The sequence below is a fragment of the Kosakonia sp. N21 genome (assembly GCF_050587465.1).
Classification (GTDB): domain Bacteria; phylum Pseudomonadota; class Gammaproteobacteria; order Enterobacterales; family Enterobacteriaceae.
The window spans coordinates 1-15186 of sequence record NZ_JBOBHR010000018.1 but is presented as its reverse complement, the minus strand read 5'-3'; the positions used below and the strand labels follow the sequence as shown (position 1 = coordinate 15186).

Here is a 15186-nt window from a genome sequence, read left to right as displayed (position 1 = left end):
CAGATGGCTAAGCAACCGGGATTAGATTTTCAAAGTGCCAAGGGTGGAATTGGCGAACTGAAACGCAGACTGCTGTTTGTTATCGGTGCGTTGATTGTTTTCCGTATTGGCTCTTTTATTCCGATCCCTGGTATCGATGCCGCTGTACTTGCCAAACTGCTTGAACAACAGCGTGGCACCATCATTGAAATGTTCAACATGTTCTCTGGTGGTGCTTTAAGCCGTGCTTCTATCTTCGCATTGGGTATCATGCCGTATATCTCGGCATCGATTATTATCCAACTGCTAACGGTCGTTCATCCGGCCCTGGCGGAATTGAAGAAAGAAGGGGAGTCTGGTCGTCGTAAGATCAGCCAGTACACCCGTTACGGTACTCTGGTGTTGGCTATATTCCAGTCGATCGGTATTGCTACTGGTCTGCCGAATATGCCTGGTATGCAGGGCCTGGTAATGAATCCAGGCTTTGCATTCTACTTCACCGCTGTTGTCAGTCTGGTCACAGGAACGATGTTCCTGATGTGGCTCGGCGAACAGATCACTGAACGCGGTATCGGTAACGGTATCTCGATCATTATCTTCGCTGGCATTGTGGCGGGCCTTCCGCCAGCCATTGCCCATACTATCGAGCAAGCGCGTCAAGGCGACCTGCACTTCCTCCTGTTGCTGTTGGTTGCAGTATTAGTATTTGCTGTGACGTTCTTTGTTGTATTCGTTGAACGTGGTCAACGCCGCATTGTGGTAAACTACGCCAAACGTCAGCAAGGCCGTCGAGTCTATGCTGCTCAGAGCACACATTTACCGCTGAAAGTGAATATGGCGGGGGTAATCCCGGCAATCTTCGCTTCCAGTATTATTCTGTTCCCAGCTACCATCGCGTCATGGTTCGGGGGCGGTACCGGTTGGAACTGGCTGACAACAATTTCGCTGTATTTGCAGCCTGGGCAACCGCTTTATGTGTTACTCTATGCGTCTGCAATCATCTTCTTCTGTTTCTTCTACACGGCGTTGGTCTTCAACCCGCGTGAAACAGCAGATAACCTGAAGAAGTCCGGTGCATTTGTACCAGGAATTCGTCCGGGAGAGCAAACGGCGAAGTATATCGATAAAGTAATGACCCGCCTGACTCTGGTCGGTGCGCTCTACATTACTTTTATCTGCCTGATCCCGGAGTTCATGCGTGATGCGATGAAAGTACCGTTCTACTTCGGTGGAACCTCACTGCTTATCGTTGTCGTCGTGATTATGGACTTTATGGCTCAAGTGCAAACTCTGATGATGTCCAGTCAGTATGAGTCTGCATTGAAGAAGGCGAACCTGAAAGGCTACGGTCGTTAATGGTCGCCCGAGAAGTTACGGAGAGTAAAAATGAAAGTTCGTGCTTCCGTCAAGAAATTATGCCGTAACTGCAAAATCGTTAAACGTGATGGCGTCATCCGTGTGATTTGCAGTGCCGAGCCGAAGCATAAACAGCGCCAAGGCTGATTATTTCGCATATTTTTCTTGCAAAGTTGGGTTGAGCTGGCTAGATTAGCCAGCCAATCTTTTGTATGTCTGTACGTTTCCATTTGAGTATCCTGAAAACGGGCTTTTCAGCATGGGGCGTGCAAGTAAAATTATAGGAGTGCATAGTGGCCCGTATAGCAGGCATTAACATTCCTGATCAGAAACATGCTGTGATCGCATTAACTTCGATCTACGGTGTCGGCAAAACCCGCTCTCAAGCCATTCTGGCTGCTGCGGGCATCGCTGAAAATGTTAAGATCAGTGAGCTGTCTGAAGAACAAATCGACACGCTGCGTGACGAAGTTGCCAAATTTGTCGTTGAAGGTGATCTGCGCCGTGAAATTAGCATGAGCATCAAGCGCCTGATGGATCTTGGTTGCTATCGCGGTTTGCGTCATCGTCGTGGTCTCCCGGTTCGCGGTCAGCGTACCAAGACCAACGCACGTACCCGTAAGGGTCCGCGCAAACCGATCAAGAAATAATCGGGGTGATTGAATAATGGCAAAGGCACCAATTCGTGCACGTAAACGTGTAAGAAAACAAGTCTCTGACGGCGTGGCTCATATCCATGCTTCTTTCAACAACACCATCGTTACTATTACTGATCGTCAGGGTAACGCGCTGGGTTGGGCAACAGCCGGTGGTTCCGGTTTCCGTGGTTCTCGCAAATCCACTCCGTTCGCAGCTCAGGTTGCGGCAGAGCGTTGCGCTGAAGCCGTAAAAGAATACGGCATCAAGAATCTGGAAGTTATGGTTAAGGGACCGGGTCCGGGTCGCGAATCTACTATTCGTGCACTGAACGCCGCTGGTTTCCGCATCACTAATATTACTGATGTGACTCCGATCCCTCACAACGGTTGTCGTCCGCCGAAAAAACGTCGCGTATAACGCGCTCGTTTTCTAGGATTGTTGGAGAAAGAAAATGGCAAGATATTTGGGTCCTAAGCTCAAGCTGAGCCGTCGTGAGGGCACAGACCTGTTCCTTAAGTCTGGCGTTCGCGCGATCGATACCAAGTGTAAAATTGAACAAGCTCCTGGCCAGCACGGTGCGCGTAAACCGCGTCTGTCTGACTATGGTGTGCAGTTGCGTGAAAAGCAAAAAGTTCGCCGTATCTACGGTGTGCTGGAGCGTCAGTTCCGTAACTACTATAAAGAAGCAGCACGTCTGAAAGGCAACACTGGTGAAAACCTGTTGGGTCTGCTGGAAGGTCGTCTGGACAACGTTGTATACCGTATGGGCTTCGGTGCCACTCGTGCAGAAGCACGTCAGCTGGTTAGCCACAAAGCAATCATGGTAAACGGTCGTGTTGTTAACATCGCTTCTTACCAGGTTAGTCCGAATGACGTGGTTAGCATTCGTGAGAAAGCGAAAAAGCAATCTCGCGTGAAAGCCGCTCTGGAGCTGGCTGAGCAGCGTGAAAAGCCAACCTGGCTGGAAGTTGATGCTGGCAAGATGGAAGGTACGTTCAAGCGTAAGCCGGAGCGTTCTGATCTGTCTGCGGACATTAACGAACACCTGATCGTCGAGCTTTACTCCAAGTAAAGCTTAGTACCAAAGAGAGGACACAATGCAGGGTTCTGTGACAGAGTTTCTAAAACCGCGCCTGGTAGATATCGAGCAAGTGAGTTCGACGCACGCCAAGGTGACCCTTGAGCCTTTAGAGCGTGGCTTTGGCCATACTCTGGGTAACGCACTGCGCCGTATTCTGCTCTCATCGATGCCGGGTTGCGCGGTGACAGAGGTTGAGATTGATGGTGTACTTCATGAGTACAGCACCAAAGAAGGCGTTCAGGAAGATATCCTTGAAATCCTGCTCAACCTGAAAGGGCTGGCGGTGAGAGTTCAGGGGAAAGATGATGTTATTCTTACTCTGAATAAATCTGGCATTGGCCCTGTGACCGCAGCCGATATCACCCACGACGGTGATGTCGAAATCGTCAAGCCGCAGCATGTGATCTGCCACCTGACCGATGAAAACGCATCTATTAGCATGCGTATCAAAGTTCAGCGCGGTCGTGGTTATGTGCCGGCGTCTGCCCGAATTCATTCGGAAGAAGATGAGCGCCCGATCGGCCGCCTGCTGGTAGACGCGTGCTACAGCCCTGTAGAGCGTATTGCCTACAATGTTGAAGCAGCACGTGTTGAACAGCGTACCGACTTGGACAAGCTGGTCATCGAAATGGAAACCAACGGCACAATCGATCCTGAAGAGGCGATTCGTCGTGCGGCAACCATCCTGGCAGAACAACTGGAAGCTTTCGTTGACTTACGTGATGTACGTCAGCCGGAAGTCAAAGAAGAGAAACCAGAATTCGATCCGATCCTGCTGCGCCCTGTTGACGATCTGGAATTGACTGTCCGCTCTGCTAACTGCCTCAAGGCAGAAGCTATCCACTATATCGGTGATCTGGTACAGCGTACCGAGGTTGAGTTGCTGAAAACGCCGAACCTGGGTAAAAAATCTCTTACCGAGATTAAAGACGTGCTGGCTTCACGTGGTTTGTCTCTGGGCATGCGCCTGGAAAACTGGCCACCGGCAAGCATTGCTGACGAGTAACCGGATCACAGGTTAAGGTTTTACTGAGAAGGATAAGGTCATGCGCCATCGTAAGAGTGGTCGTCAACTGAACCGCAACAGCAGCCATCGCCAGGCCATGTTCCGTAACATGGCAGGTTCTTTGGTTCGTCATGAGATCATCAAGACGACTCTGCCGAAAGCCAAAGAGCTGCGTCGCGTAGTTGAGCCGCTGATTACTCTTGCCAAGACTGATAGCGTTGCTAATCGTCGTCTGGCATTCGCCCGTACTCGTGATAACGAGATCGTGGCAAAACTGTTTAACGAGCTGGGCCCGCGTTTCGCGAGCCGTGCCGGTGGTTACACTCGCATTCTGAAGTGTGGCTTCCGTGCTGGTGACAATGCTCCGATGGCTTACATCGAGCTGGTTGATCGCGCCGAGCCGAAAGCAGAAGCTGCTGCAGAGTAATCTGTAGTAACGTAAAAAGACCCGCCTCGGCGGGTTTTTTTATATCCCCCGTTCCACCTCTTTCCTACAATATGCATATCTTTTTGTTCATCCCTCTGGAGACCAATGATGTGGTTGCTTGATCAGTGGGCAGAACGACATATTCTTGACGCCCAACAAAAAGGTGAGTTTGATAATCTACCGGGCAGAGGTGAGCCACTGATGCTGGACGATGACTCGCACATTCCGCCTGAGTTGCGTGCCGGATATCGTTTGCTGAAAAATGCAGGCTGTCTTCCTCCGGAGCTGGAGTATCGCAAAGAAGCTGTTGCGTTTGTTGATCTTCTCCATACTGTCCAGCCTGATCATCCACAGCACCATGAACTGCAACGTCGACTGGCGTTAATTGAACTGAAACTGCGGCAAGCAGGATTAAGCACCGATTTTCTGCGTGGTGAGTACGCGACGAAGTTACTGCATAAAATTAATGAGGAGTAGCCATGTATCGCATTGGTGAGATTGCAAAGCTGGCTGATGTTACGCCGGATACGATCCGTTATTACGAGAAACAGCAGATGATGGATCACGAAGTGCGTACGGAAGGTGGCTTTCGTCTTTATACAGATAAAGATCTGCAGCGCCTTAAGTTCATTCGTCATGCCAGACAGTTGGGTTTCACTCTGGGATCGATTCGCGAACTGTTATCTATCCGCATTGATCCCGAGCATCATACTTGCCAGGAGTCGAAAAGCATTGTGCAGGCCCGTTTAAGTGAAGTCGAAGCACGAATTGACGAGCTGCAGGCCATGCGTCGATCATTGCAGAAGCTCAACGATGCCTGCTGCGGTACGGCGCACAGCAGTGTTTATTGTTCTATTCTTGAGGCGCTTGAACAAGGCGCGAGTGCAGGTAATGGTACCGGTTCACCTGCCCGTTGATCTTCTGCGCAGAGGGGTCTACACTCCGCGCGTTCAAACACACAATCTGGAGTAGTTATGAGTCGCTATCAGCATACGAAGGGGCAGATCAACGATAACGCCATTGAGGCACTCTTACATGACCCACTATTCAGGCAACGGGTTGAGAAGAATAAGAAAGGGAAAGGAAGCTATCTGCGAAAAAACAAACATCAAAAACGAGGTTTTCAGGAGGGCAGTGGCAAACAAGCGAATCGCTTCTTTACCACTGCCCTTCTTGTTTCAGCTTAACTCCGGTTATTCTGTTCTTTCAGCAAATCGCGGATTTCGCTCAGCAGCACTTCTTCTTTGCTCGGTGCCGGTGGTGCCTTTGGCTCTTCTTCTTGCTTGCGTTTCAGCTTATTGATCAGCTTAATCGCAATGAAAATAGCAAAAGCGACGATAATAAAGTCAAATATGTTCTGGATAAACACACCGTAATGCATGACGACTGCAGGGACATCACCTTGCGCATCACGCAATGTCAGTGCGAACGATTTAAAGTCGATTCCGCCAATTAATAATCCCAACGGCGGCATAATGATGTCAGCGACCAAAGACGACACTATTTTGCCGAAAGCTGCACCGATGATCACACCGACGGCTAAATCTACAACATTTCCGCGCATCGCGAATTCACGGAACTCTTTTAAAATGCTCATATCTCTCTCCATGTGCAGGCTGTCACGGTAAGTCTAACAAAATACCGATCAAATTCCATTTATGGAAATAATTCACGGGATTTATTACCCCTTATAAAGAAAGGGATAAAAAAGGCGCTTTTAGCGGCGCCCGGGTGGTTACAGGAAAAATGGACTAGGCTGGAACAAACGCTCAACGTCAGTAATATATTTCTTATCGGTTAAAAACATAATTACGTGGTCGCCTTGCTCAATACGTAAATTATCATTGGCGATCATGACATCATTACCTCGCACGACAGCCCCAATAATCGTGCCCGGCGGCAGTTTGATATCGTCAATCACACGACCCACAACGCGTGAAGTGGTTTCGTCTCCGTGGGCGACCGCTTCAATCGCCTCAGCGACACCACGACGTAGTGAAGAAACACCAACGATATCTGCTTTGCGGACGTGGCTAAGCAGCGCAGAAATAGTCGCTTGCTGAGGAGAGATTGCGATATCGATAACACTGCCCTGCACCAGATCGACATAGGCGCGGCGCTGGATCAGCACCATCACTTTTTTGGCCCCCATGCGTTTGGCAAGCATCGCAGACATGATATTAGCTTCGTCATCGTTGGTAACGGCAATAAAGAGATCAACTTGATCGATGTGCTCTTCCGCCAGTAATTCCTGATCCGAAGCGTCACCATAAAAGACGATGGTATTTTGCAGTTTCTCCGCCAGTTCCGCTGCGCGTTGCTGATCGCGTTCGATCAGTTTCACGCTGTAATCTTTTTCCAGCCGGTGCGCAAGACCCGCGCCAATATTTCCGCCACCCACCAACATAATGCGTTTATAGGGTTTTTCCAGTCGTTGCAATTCGCTCATTACGGCGCGTATATGCTGTGATGCGGCAATAAAAAATACTTCATCGCCAGCTTCCACTATTGTTGACCCCTGGGGACGGATAGGGCGATCGTGGCGGAATATCGCGGCGACGCGGGTATCAATATGCGGCATGTGTTCGCGCATAGTCGACAGTGCGTTACCGACAAGTGGACCGCCATAATAGGCTTTTACTACTGCCAGGCTCACTTTTCCCTCGGCAAAATTCACCACTTGCAGCGCGCCCGGATATTCTATCAGGCGATAAATACTGTCGATGACCAGTTGCTCCGGAGCAATCAAATGATCGATTGGCACGGCTTCAGAATGGAAGAGTTTATCCGCATCGCGAACATAGTCCGGCGAACGGATTCGGGCGATACGATTTGGCGTATTAAACAGCGAGTAGGCAACCTGGCAGGCAACCATATTGGTTTCGTCTGAACTGGTAACTGCTACTAACATGTCCGCATCATCAGCGCCTGCCTCGCGCAACACGCGTGGATGTGAACCATGCCCTTGTACAACACGCAGATCGAATTTGTCCTGCAGACTGCGCAGGCGATCGCCATTGGTATCGACAACGGTAATATCGTTATTCTCACCGACCAGGTTTTCCGCCAGCGTGCCGCCGACTTGCCCTGCACCCAGAATAATTATCTTCATCTGTTGTGACCCGCTGCTCTCATCACTGTTTGATTATCTTAGCGTAAAAGAAGCCATCGCCTTCTTCCTTGCCAGGCAGATTTTGTTGCCCGGGCTGATCGAGCGAACCTGTCTGGCTGAGATTCGCATTCGGTGTCCGGGTCAGGAATGTGGCAACCTGCAAACTATTTTCTTCCGGAAGAATTGAGCAGGTCGCGTATACCAGCGTACCGCCCGTTTTCAGATGTGGCCAGATAGCGTCCAGAATTTCGGACTGAAGCTGTACAAGCTCCGGAATATCGCGCTCACGACGCAGCCATTTAATGTCCGGATGGCGGCGAATAACGCCAGTTGCGGAGCATGGCGCATCCAGAAGAATGCGATCAAATTGTTCGTCTCCGCACCACTGGGCCGGAAAACGCCCATCGCCTTGTTTCACCTGCGCCTTCATACCCAGCCGTTTCAGGTTGTCATAAACGCGTGACAAGCGTTGCTCATCAATATCCACAGCAAGTACGTCGGCATCCGGCGCAGCTTCAAGAATATGCGTGGTTTTACCCCCTGGTGCAGCGCAGAGATCGAGAATCCGTTCGCCGTTTTCAGGAGCAAGGAACGGGATACACCCTTGCGCAGATGCATCTTGTACGGTCACCCATCCTTCTGTGAACCCCGGCAGGGCCGTAACGGGCGCTGCAGTTTCCAGACGCACAGCGTCAGGATAGTCTGGATGTGTGAAGCCGTGCAGGCCGGTTTCTTCCAGCAGCGCCAGCCAGCTATCGCGTGTATGGTGCTGGCGATTCACGCGCAGCCACATGGGGGGCCGCTGATTGCTGGCCTCAACAATAGGTTGCCACTGCTGCGGATACGCTTTTTGCAGGCGTTTTAGCAGCCAGGTCGGGAACAGATACTTGTTTTCGCTATTGGCGAATTCAGCCAGCAGCTCTTCTTGCTGGCGTTGAAATTGGCGTAATACGCCATTAATCAGTCCCTTAAGTTGCGGTCGTTTGATGGCTACTGCGCCTTCAACCGTTTCTGCCAGCGCGGCATGGGCAGGAATGCGAGTATGCAGCAGCTGGTAAAATCCAACCATGATCAGGTAATGTACTGTGCGCTGTTTGCCGGTCATCGGGCGCGACATCAGCTTATTAATCAGCCAGTCGAGCTGTGGTAATACGCGTAACACACCGAAACACAGTTCCTGCAGCAGTGCTTTATCTTTATCGGATACTTTTTGTTGTAACGGCGGCAGAATATTGCTGAGCGATTGCCCTTGTTCCACTACCTGTTCGATGGCCTGTGCGGCCATACTGCGTAAATTGAATTGTTTTTTCATAAGGATAAAAATAAAAATGCCCGGCAGAACCGGGCTAAAAATCAATATCAGGCCAGAAGGTTACCGGGAACAAACCACTCCCGCCGCGAATTGAGTAGATCTTGCGCGCTCATGGCTTTTTTGCCTGCGGGCTGTAGCGATTCCAGATTCAATATGCCATCAGCCGTTGCAACCTGGATACCGGCTTTCGACGTCTCGAGAACTGTGCCAGGAACCGCAGTTGTGGATGATGGAATCACTGACGCTTTCCATACTTTGATCGGCTGCTCGTCAATCACTAGCCAGCTCATCGGCCACGGATTAAATGCGCGAATGCATCGCTCAAGTTGAGCCGCACTCAGGGACCAATCGATACGCGCTTCTTCTTTGCTCAGTTTTTCTGCATAGGTGACCAGCGCTTCATTCTGCACCTGCGGATCGGCCCGCCCCTGCGCTAACTGCTGCAGCGTGTCGAGCAACCCCTGAGGGCCGAGCTTAGCCAGTTTATCGTACAGCGTAGCACTGGTATCTTCGGCAGTGATAGGACAGGAGAGTTTGTACAGCATATCTCCGGTATCCAGGCCAACGTCCATTTGCATGATGGTAACGCCAGTTTCTGCGTCGCCGGCCCACAATGAACGCTGAATAGGTGCAGCACCGCGCCAGCGTGGAAGCAATGAGCCATGAACATTGATACAGCCAAGACGCGGCATTTCCAGTACGGCTTTGGGGAGAATCAATCCATAGGCCACCACAACCATCACATCAGCGTTAAGGTTGGCGACCAGTTGCTGGTTTTCCTGCGCGCGTAATGACACCGGCTGAAACACAGACAGACCTTTTTCTTCTGCCACCACTTTAACCGGGCTGGGCATCAGTTTTTTTCCACGGCCAGCCGGGCGGTCGGGCTGGGTGAATACCCCGACTATCTGATGCTCAGAAGACAGCAGCGCGTCAAGATGACGCGCTGCAAAGTCTGGGGTGCCGGCGAAAATAATACGTAGCGATTCTGACACGTTTATCCCTTTCAGCCCGCTTTACGCACGGGCGTTCATGCGATCCAGTTTTTCAACTTTCTGACGAATACGTTGACGTTTCATTGGCGACAGATAATCGATAAACAATTTGCCTACCAGATGATCCATTTCATGCTGGATACAGATTGCCAGCAAGCCGTCAGCTTCCAGCTCAAATGTTTTTCCGTCACGATCCAGCGCGCGGATTTTTACTTTCTCAGCACGAGGAACGAGTGCGCGCTGTTCCGGAATTGACAGGCAGCCTTCTTCGATACCTGTTTCACCGCTTTTTTCCAGCAGTTCCGGGTTAATCAGTACCAGTTGCTCATCGCGATTTTCTGACACATCAATAACGATAATGCGCTGATGAATATCTACCTGGGTTGCAGCCAGGCCAATGCCTTCTTCTGCGTACATCGTTTCAAACATATCATCGACGATACGCTTGATGTCCGCATTCACTTCTTTTACCGGCGTAGCGACTTTGCGAAGACGCTCGTCCGGAATATGTAACACATGCAAAACTGCCATAAATATCCAGAGTCGTGTTCAGGAGTTGGAGAGAATATTACCTCTATTCTAGACAAATCCCCTTCCGATTGACAGCATCGGTGACCAATCGCAAGGATTGCCGGGGCGGCTTGTGGCAGGGAGGAAGGATGACATCCACGGAGATTTGTCTGCGTTTAATGCAGGTTGGCGATTTGTGCGGCGACCGATGGCTAAATACGGCTCAATGGCTGTTGCAGAATCAGGAGTATACGCCAGCTGCATTTCAGCACCTTGGTTTGACCGCCGCGCAGATCCGACGATTTTTTTCGCTCAAACAGAGTGAACTTGAGCGAACCCTTTCCTGGCTTGCTGCATCGAATCATCATTTAATTCTTGCCAGCGATGAGGCCTACCCCATGTCACTTCGCGCGACGGATGATTACCCTGGCGCGATCTTTGTTAAGGGGACGCTTTCGGTACTAAAAACAAAACAACTGGCGGTTGTTGGAAGTCGGGCGCACTCGTGGTATGGCGAACGCTGGGGGCGGATCTTTTGTGGGATACTTGCTGCCAATGGATTAACGATCACCAGCGGGCTGGCATTAGGGATCGATAGCGTTGCTCATCGTGCTGCTTTGGATGCGAATGGAAAGAGCATTGCTGTTTTGGGAAATGGTTTACATCACATTCATCCACGTCGGCATGCATCGCTCGCTGCACAACTGATCGAGGGAGGTGGAGCCCTGGTATCAGAATTTCCTTTGCAGGCGCCGCCTCTGCCAGGGCACTTTCCCCGCCGCAACAGGATTATTAGTGGGCTTAGCCTGGGTGTGCTCGTCGTCGAAGCTGCCGTGCGCAGCGGTTCCCTGGTCACCGCCCGCGCTGCGCTTGAACAAGGGCGTGAAGTGTTTGCTCTGCCTGGCCCGATTGGTAGCCCTGGCAGTGAAGGGCCCCATTGGTTAATCAAGCAAGGGGCAACACCAGTGACGTCGGCAGAAGAGATCCTCGAAAATTTGCAAAATGATCTCAATTGGCTGCCTGAATCACGCGAAAAAACAATTTATTCATCAGATCAAGAAAGCGCGGCATTGCCATTTCCTGAGCTCCTGGCTAACGTAGGAGATGAGGTAACACCTGTTGACGTCGTCGCTGAACGTGCCGGCCAACCTGTGCCAGTTACTGCAGCACAATTGCTCGAACTGGAGTTAGCAGGATGGATCGCAGCTGTACCCGGCGGCTATGTCCGATTGAGGAGGGCAAGCCATGTTCGACGTACTAATGTACTTGTTTGAGACTTACATCCATAACGAAGTTGAAATGCGTGTGGATCAAGACAAACTGGAACGGGATCTTACCGACGCCGGATTTGATCGTGAAGACATCTACAATGCACTTCTGTGGCTGGAAAAGCTGGCTGATTATCAGGAAGGCCTTGTCGAACCGATGCAGCTTGCTTCTGATCCGCTCTCTGTACGTATTTATACTGCGGAAGAGTGCGAAAGGCTGGATGCCAGTTGCCGGGGATTTTTATTATTCCTCGAGCAGATCCAGGTGCTAAACCTCGAAACGCGAGAAATGGTGATTGAACGTGTGCTGGCGCTGGATACGGCAGAGTTCGAATTGGAAGATCTGAAATGGGTCATTCTGATGGTGCTCTTCAACATTCCAGGATGCGAGAACGCATACCAGCAAATGGAAGAATTACTCTTTGAAGTGAATGAAGGTATGCTGCACTAATCATTTTTGCAGCTTCAAGAGTCGTTATGGCCAAATCAGCACTGTTTTCGGTGCGTAACAATGAGCCCTGCCCACAATGCGGGGCTGAACTTGTTATTCGCTCCGGGAAACACGGTCCGTTTCTCGGGTGCTCACATTATCCGGAATGCGATTATGTACGCCCCCTGAAGAGCCAGGCGGACGGACATATCGTTAAAGTTCTGGAAGGACATGTTTGTCCTGAATGCGGCGCTAGCATGGTGCTGCGTCAGGGGCGTTTTGGTATGTTTATTGGTTGCAGCCAGTATCCTGAGTGTGAACATACAGAGCTGATTGATAAACCCGACGAAACGGCAATAACCTGCCCGCAATGTCAAAATGGGCACCTGGTGCAGCGCCGTTCCCGATATGGTAAGACCTTCTATTCCTGCGATCGCTATCCAGACTGCCAGTTTGTCATCAATTTCAAACCAGTGGCGGGCGAATGCCCGGTGTGCCACTACCCGCTACTTATAGAAAAGAAAACCGCGCAGGGTGTTAAATGCTTTTGCGCCAGTAAACAATGTGGACAGCCGGTAACGGCGGAACAAACTCGTGAAGAATAACCTGCCAACAGACCCCATCGCTGCGGCGGTAGAGGTTCTGAATAAAGAATACGTCATCGCATATCCAACAGAAGCTGTTTTCGGTGTCGGTTGCGACCCGGACAGCGAAATCGCGGTTCATCGCCTGCTTGAATTGAAACAACGTTCAGTAGAAAAAGGATTGATCCTGATTGCTGCAAGCTTTGAACAACTGAAACCCTATATTGATGACAGCATGCTGACCGACGCGCAGCGTCAGACGATTTTTGCCTGCTGGCCCGGCCCGGTGACTGTTGTCTTCCCGGCGAAGTCTACGACGCCTCGCTGGCTGACAGGCCGTTTCGACTCGCTGGCCGTGCGTGTTACCGATCACCCGGATGTTATTGCTCTGTGTGAGGCGTATGGCAAGCCGTTGGTATCGACCAGCGCTAACTTGTCTGGTTTACCGCCTTGCCGAACCGCAAAAGAAGTGGCTGAGCAGTTCGGTGCGGATTTCCCGGTCATTGATGCGCCAACGGGGGGGCGACAAAATCCTTCTGAAATCCGGGATGCTCTAACCGGTGAACTTTTCCGTCAGGGGTAATCATATGGAATCCTATGCAGTTTTTGGTAATCCCATCGCGCATAGCAAATCGCCTTTTATTCATCAGCAGTTCGCTACGCAACTGTGTATTGAGCACCAATATGGCCGTGTGCTTGCGCCGGTGAATGACTTTGTAAATACGCTGGAGGCTTTTTTTGCCGGTGGCGGAAAAGGGGCCAATATTACGGTGCCCTTCAAAGAAGAAGCCTTTGCTCGCGCTGATGAACTGACCGAACGTGCGGCGCTTGCAGGAGCGGTCAATACGCTCAAGCGACTCGAGGATGGACGCCTGCTTGGAGACAACACGGATGGAATTGGCCTGCTGAGCGATCTCGAACGTCTGGCATTTATCCGCCCGGGTTTTCGCATTCTGCTGATCGGCGCGGGTGGTGCTGCGCGCGGTGTATTGCTTCCTTTGCTTTCGCTGGGCTGCGCGGTAACCATCACTAATCGTACAGGGTCTCGGGCAGAAGAATTGGCCCGACTCTTCGCCCATACGGGAAGTGTTGATGCGGTAGCCATGGATGATTTGTCCGACCATAAATTCGATCTCATCATTAATGCTACCTCCAGCGGTATTGGTGGGGACATTCCCGCATTGCCAGAAGCCATCATTCATCCTCAGACATATTGCTACGACATGTTTTATCAGAAGGGGAATACGCCATTCCTTACCTGGTGCGAAAAACTGGGCGCGAAGAATTGTGCCGATGGTCTGGGAATGCTGGTGGGACAAGCTGCGCATGCCGTGCTGTTGTGGCATGGTGTACTGCCTGACGTTGAACCCGTCATTAACACCCTGAAGCTGGAACTGGCGAAATGAATCAGGCCATTCAGTTTCCGGATCGCGAAGAGTGGAACGTCGCAGCACAGGCGGTCTTTTTCCCCGCACTGGTCAACGGCATGCAACTGATCTGTGCAATCAAAGGCGAAGTGCTGGCGCGGCGTTTTGGTAGTGCAGCGCCAGAAGAGTATCTGGCGCTGTTTTGTGAATATCGTTGGGATTTAGAAGAGGAAGCGGAGCAATGTATCCGCCAGCAAGAAGAAGATGATCAGGGCGTTGTCTGGCTGTCCTGATTAATGTATTCGTCTTTCCACTTCACATAGTTATTTGCGGAGTATTTCAGTCCTTCTATTTCCGCTTCTTTCAGGGGGCGGATTTGTTTTACCGGGCTTCCCAGATAAAGATAGCCGCGCTCAAGGCGCTTATTTTGCGGCACCAGGCTGCCAGCCCCGATCATTACGTCATCTTCTATTATGGCGCCATCAAGTAAAATCGATCCCATACCGACCAGAACCCGATTACCAATAGAACAACCGTGCAACATCACTTTATGTCCCACAGTAACATCTTCACCAATAATCAGCGGATCGCCTTCAGGATTAGATGATGATTTATGCGTGACGTGCAGAACGCTGCCATCCTGAATATTGCTGCGCGCGCCTATCTCTACATAATTCACATCACCGCGGATCACGACTAATGGCCAGATTCCAACGTCGTCCGCGATTCGGACATCGCCAATGACCACACTCGTGGCATCGACCATGACTCGCTGACCAATGCGAGGGAAAAGATCTTTATATGGACGTAAAGCAGACATAATTACCTCATCAAATACTGACCCAGATAATGACTTTGATCGGAAGAAAGATCTTCTGCAAGCCATTTGCGCATCATTATTTGAGCAGATCGTACGGGATCGCAGCGAAAAGAATGAAAAAACAGCACTTAGAAAAAAAGATCGCAAAAAGACTTGTGCTTAAAATTGGGATCCCTATAATGCGCCTCCGTTGACACGACAATGTGAATCACTTCACGAGATAGTCGAAACAACGAAAGAGAAAAATCCTGAAAATCAGGGTTGACTCTGAAAGAGGAACGCGTAATATACGCCACCTCG

Annotated in this window: 22 protein-coding genes; 16 read left to right on the top strand and 6 right to left on the bottom strand. The window is 50.7% G+C overall.

The genetic code is table 11. The annotated features are described in order from the left end of the window. Positions 1-3: 3 nt before the first annotated feature. The 10 genes from secY (at position 4) to ACQ3G7_RS24250 (ending at position 5675) form a co-directional block, all read left to right on the top strand. A complete protein-coding gene (secY, locus tag ACQ3G7_RS24295; RefSeq protein ID WP_007369823.1) occupies positions 4-1335 on the top strand; it encodes a preprotein translocase subunit SecY in 1332 nt (443 codons plus the stop codon). A gap of 30 nt (positions 1336-1365) precedes the next feature. After that, positions 1366-1482 carry a 50S ribosomal protein L36 gene (rpmJ, locus tag ACQ3G7_RS24290; protein WP_000868187.1) on the top strand — a complete coding sequence of 39 codons (117 nt, stop codon included), beginning with the start codon at positions 1366-1368 and terminating at the stop codon, positions 1480-1482. Positions 1483-1628: 146 nt separating this feature from the next. Further along, a complete protein-coding gene (gene rpsM / locus ACQ3G7_RS24285; protein ID WP_007369824.1) occupies positions 1629-1985 on the top strand; it encodes a 30S ribosomal protein S13 in 357 nt (118 codons plus the stop codon). A gap of 16 nt (positions 1986-2001) precedes the next feature. Continuing rightward, entirely contained in the window at positions 2002-2391 is a 390-nt protein-coding gene (rpsK, locus tag ACQ3G7_RS24280; protein WP_002919257.1) for a 30S ribosomal protein S11, read from the top strand. A 34-nt stretch (positions 2392-2425) separates the two neighbouring features. Further along, a complete protein-coding gene (gene rpsD / locus ACQ3G7_RS24275; protein ID WP_003031138.1) occupies positions 2426-3046 on the top strand; it encodes a 30S ribosomal protein S4 in 621 nt (206 codons plus the stop codon). A gap of 25 nt (positions 3047-3071) precedes the next feature. Beyond that, positions 3072-4061, top strand: a complete 990-nt coding sequence (locus ACQ3G7_RS24270; protein WP_034461761.1) for a DNA-directed RNA polymerase subunit alpha — start codon at positions 3072-3074, stop codon at positions 4059-4061. 40 nt (positions 4062-4101) lie between these two features. Continuing rightward, positions 4102-4488, top strand: a complete 387-nt coding sequence (gene rplQ, locus ACQ3G7_RS24265) for a 50S ribosomal protein L17 (protein ID WP_002919206.1) — start codon at positions 4102-4104, stop codon at positions 4486-4488. Positions 4489-4596: 108 nt separating this feature from the next. Next, positions 4597-4965, top strand: a complete 369-nt coding sequence (locus tag ACQ3G7_RS24260) for a DnaJ family domain-containing protein (protein WP_430892938.1) — start codon at positions 4597-4599, stop codon at positions 4963-4965. A gap of 2 nt (positions 4966-4967) precedes the next feature. Next, a complete protein-coding gene (gene zntR / locus ACQ3G7_RS24255; RefSeq protein ID WP_430892793.1) occupies positions 4968-5405 on the top strand; it encodes a Zn(2+)-responsive transcriptional regulator in 438 nt (145 codons plus the stop codon). A gap of 57 nt (positions 5406-5462) precedes the next feature. Further along, entirely contained in the window at positions 5463-5675 is a 213-nt protein-coding gene (locus tag ACQ3G7_RS24250) for an alternative ribosome-rescue factor A (RefSeq protein ID WP_263099090.1), read from the top strand. On the opposite strand, the gene mscL is transcribed toward ACQ3G7_RS24250, so the two are convergent. The 5 genes from mscL to def all read right to left on the bottom strand — a co-directional run bounded on the left by mscL (position 5672) and on the right by def (position 10438). Then, the gene (gene mscL, locus ACQ3G7_RS24245) at positions 5672-6085 is read right to left on the bottom strand and encodes a large-conductance mechanosensitive channel protein MscL (RefSeq protein ID WP_061492935.1); all 414 of its coding nucleotides are present in this window, start codon (positions 6083-6085) and stop codon (positions 5672-5674) included. The genes ACQ3G7_RS24250 and mscL overlap by 4 nt on opposite strands. A gap of 138 nt (positions 6086-6223) precedes the next feature. After that, positions 6224-7600: a Trk system potassium transporter TrkA gene (trkA, locus tag ACQ3G7_RS24240; protein ID WP_088237207.1), complete on the bottom strand. Its 1377-nt coding sequence runs from the start codon at positions 7598-7600 to the stop codon at positions 6224-6226. 22 nt (positions 7601-7622) lie between these two features. Beyond that, positions 7623-8912, bottom strand: coding sequence for a 16S rRNA (cytosine(967)-C(5))-methyltransferase RsmB (rsmB, locus tag ACQ3G7_RS24235; protein ID WP_430892790.1), 1290 nt, complete (start codon positions 8910-8912; stop codon positions 7623-7625). A gap of 47 nt (positions 8913-8959) precedes the next feature. Beyond that, a complete protein-coding gene (fmt, locus tag ACQ3G7_RS24230; RefSeq protein WP_430892788.1) occupies positions 8960-9907 on the bottom strand; it encodes a methionyl-tRNA formyltransferase in 948 nt (315 codons plus the stop codon). 21 nt (positions 9908-9928) lie between these two features. Further along, positions 9929-10438, bottom strand: a complete 510-nt coding sequence (gene def / locus ACQ3G7_RS24225) for a peptide deformylase (RefSeq protein ID WP_061492938.1) — start codon at positions 10436-10438, stop codon at positions 9929-9931. 128 nt (positions 10439-10566) lie between these two features. Between def and dprA the strand changes: the two genes are divergently transcribed. Genes dprA through ACQ3G7_RS24195 form a run of 6 tightly spaced genes read left to right on the top strand, consistent with a single transcriptional unit; the run spans position 10567 to position 14359 of the window. Next, a complete protein-coding gene (dprA, locus tag ACQ3G7_RS24220) occupies positions 10567-11691 on the top strand; it encodes a DNA-protecting protein DprA (RefSeq protein ID WP_430892786.1) in 1125 nt (374 codons plus the stop codon). Further along, positions 11663-12136 carry a DUF494 family protein Smg gene (gene smg / locus ACQ3G7_RS24215; protein WP_263099094.1) on the top strand — a complete coding sequence of 158 codons (474 nt, stop codon included), beginning with the start codon at positions 11663-11665 and terminating at the stop codon, positions 12134-12136. Before dprA ends, smg begins: the two co-directional genes overlap by 29 nt. A gap of 26 nt (positions 12137-12162) precedes the next feature. Further along, entirely contained in the window at positions 12163-12720 is a 558-nt protein-coding gene (locus tag ACQ3G7_RS24210; RefSeq protein WP_430892784.1) for a DNA topoisomerase family protein, read from the top strand. Further along, positions 12710-13282, top strand: a complete 573-nt coding sequence (gene tsaC, locus ACQ3G7_RS24205; RefSeq protein WP_430892782.1) for an L-threonylcarbamoyladenylate synthase type 1 TsaC — start codon at positions 12710-12712, stop codon at positions 13280-13282. Before ACQ3G7_RS24210 ends, tsaC begins: the two co-directional genes overlap by 11 nt. 4 nt (positions 13283-13286) lie before the next feature. After that, positions 13287-14105, top strand: a complete 819-nt coding sequence (gene aroE / locus ACQ3G7_RS24200; RefSeq protein ID WP_430892780.1) for a shikimate dehydrogenase — start codon at positions 13287-13289, stop codon at positions 14103-14105. Further along, positions 14102-14359, top strand: a complete 258-nt coding sequence (locus tag ACQ3G7_RS24195; protein ID WP_430892778.1) for a DUF1488 family protein — start codon at positions 14102-14104, stop codon at positions 14357-14359. Before aroE ends, ACQ3G7_RS24195 begins: the two co-directional genes overlap by 4 nt. Here ACQ3G7_RS24195 and ACQ3G7_RS24190 read toward each other — a convergent pair. Further along, a complete protein-coding gene (locus ACQ3G7_RS24190; RefSeq protein ID WP_430892776.1) occupies positions 14335-14886 on the bottom strand; it encodes a gamma carbonic anhydrase family protein in 552 nt (183 codons plus the stop codon). The two genes, ACQ3G7_RS24195 and ACQ3G7_RS24190, sit on opposite strands and share 25 nt — an antisense overlap. Between the last annotated feature and the right edge of the window lie 300 nt (positions 14887-15186).

What these genes read in the sequence shown, in the direction of transcription:
- ACQ3G7_RS24260 (WP_430892938.1), top strand. Translation starts at nt 4,597, where the DNA reads ATGTGGTTGCTTGATCAGTGGGCAGAACGACATATTCTTGACGCCCAA.
- def (WP_061492938.1), bottom strand. Translation starts at nt 10,438, where the DNA reads ATGGCAGTTTTGCATGTGTTACATATTCCGGACGAGCGTCTTCGCAAA.
- ACQ3G7_RS24210 (WP_430892784.1), top strand. Translation starts at nt 12,163, where the DNA reads ATGGCCAAATCAGCACTGTTTTCGGTGCGTAACAATGAGCCCTGCCCA.
- rpsK (WP_002919257.1), top strand. Translation starts at nt 2,002, where the DNA reads ATGGCAAAGGCACCAATTCGTGCACGTAAACGTGTAAGAAAACAAGTC.
- ACQ3G7_RS24270 (WP_034461761.1), top strand. Translation starts at nt 3,072, where the DNA reads ATGCAGGGTTCTGTGACAGAGTTTCTAAAACCGCGCCTGGTAGATATC.
- ACQ3G7_RS24250 (WP_263099090.1), top strand. Translation starts at nt 5,463, where the DNA reads ATGAGTCGCTATCAGCATACGAAGGGGCAGATCAACGATAACGCCATT.
- ACQ3G7_RS24195 (WP_430892778.1), top strand. Translation starts at nt 14,102, where the DNA reads ATGAATCAGGCCATTCAGTTTCCGGATCGCGAAGAGTGGAACGTCGCA.
- mscL (WP_061492935.1), bottom strand. Translation starts at nt 6,085, where the DNA reads ATGAGCATTTTAAAAGAGTTCCGTGAATTCGCGATGCGCGGAAATGTT.
- trkA (WP_088237207.1), bottom strand. Translation starts at nt 7,600, where the DNA reads ATGAAGATAATTATTCTGGGTGCAGGGCAAGTCGGCGGCACGCTGGCG.
- ACQ3G7_RS24190 (WP_430892776.1), bottom strand. Translation starts at nt 14,886, where the DNA reads ATGTCTGCTTTACGTCCATATAAAGATCTTTTCCCTCGCATTGGTCAG.
- dprA (WP_430892786.1), top strand. Translation starts at nt 10,567, where the DNA reads ATGACATCCACGGAGATTTGTCTGCGTTTAATGCAGGTTGGCGATTTG.
- secY (WP_007369823.1), top strand. Translation starts at nt 4, where the DNA reads ATGGCTAAGCAACCGGGATTAGATTTTCAAAGTGCCAAGGGTGGAATT.
- rsmB (WP_430892790.1), bottom strand. Translation starts at nt 8,912, where the DNA reads ATGAAAAAACAATTCAATTTACGCAGTATGGCCGCACAGGCCATCGAA.
- zntR (WP_430892793.1), top strand. Translation starts at nt 4,968, where the DNA reads ATGTATCGCATTGGTGAGATTGCAAAGCTGGCTGATGTTACGCCGGAT.
- rpsD (WP_003031138.1), top strand. Translation starts at nt 2,426, where the DNA reads ATGGCAAGATATTTGGGTCCTAAGCTCAAGCTGAGCCGTCGTGAGGGC.
- aroE (WP_430892780.1), top strand. Translation starts at nt 13,287, where the DNA reads ATGGAATCCTATGCAGTTTTTGGTAATCCCATCGCGCATAGCAAATCG.
- rpmJ (WP_000868187.1), top strand. Translation starts at nt 1,366, where the DNA reads ATGAAAGTTCGTGCTTCCGTCAAGAAATTATGCCGTAACTGCAAAATC.
- rplQ (WP_002919206.1), top strand. Translation starts at nt 4,102, where the DNA reads ATGCGCCATCGTAAGAGTGGTCGTCAACTGAACCGCAACAGCAGCCAT.
- smg (WP_263099094.1), top strand. Translation starts at nt 11,663, where the DNA reads ATGTTCGACGTACTAATGTACTTGTTTGAGACTTACATCCATAACGAA.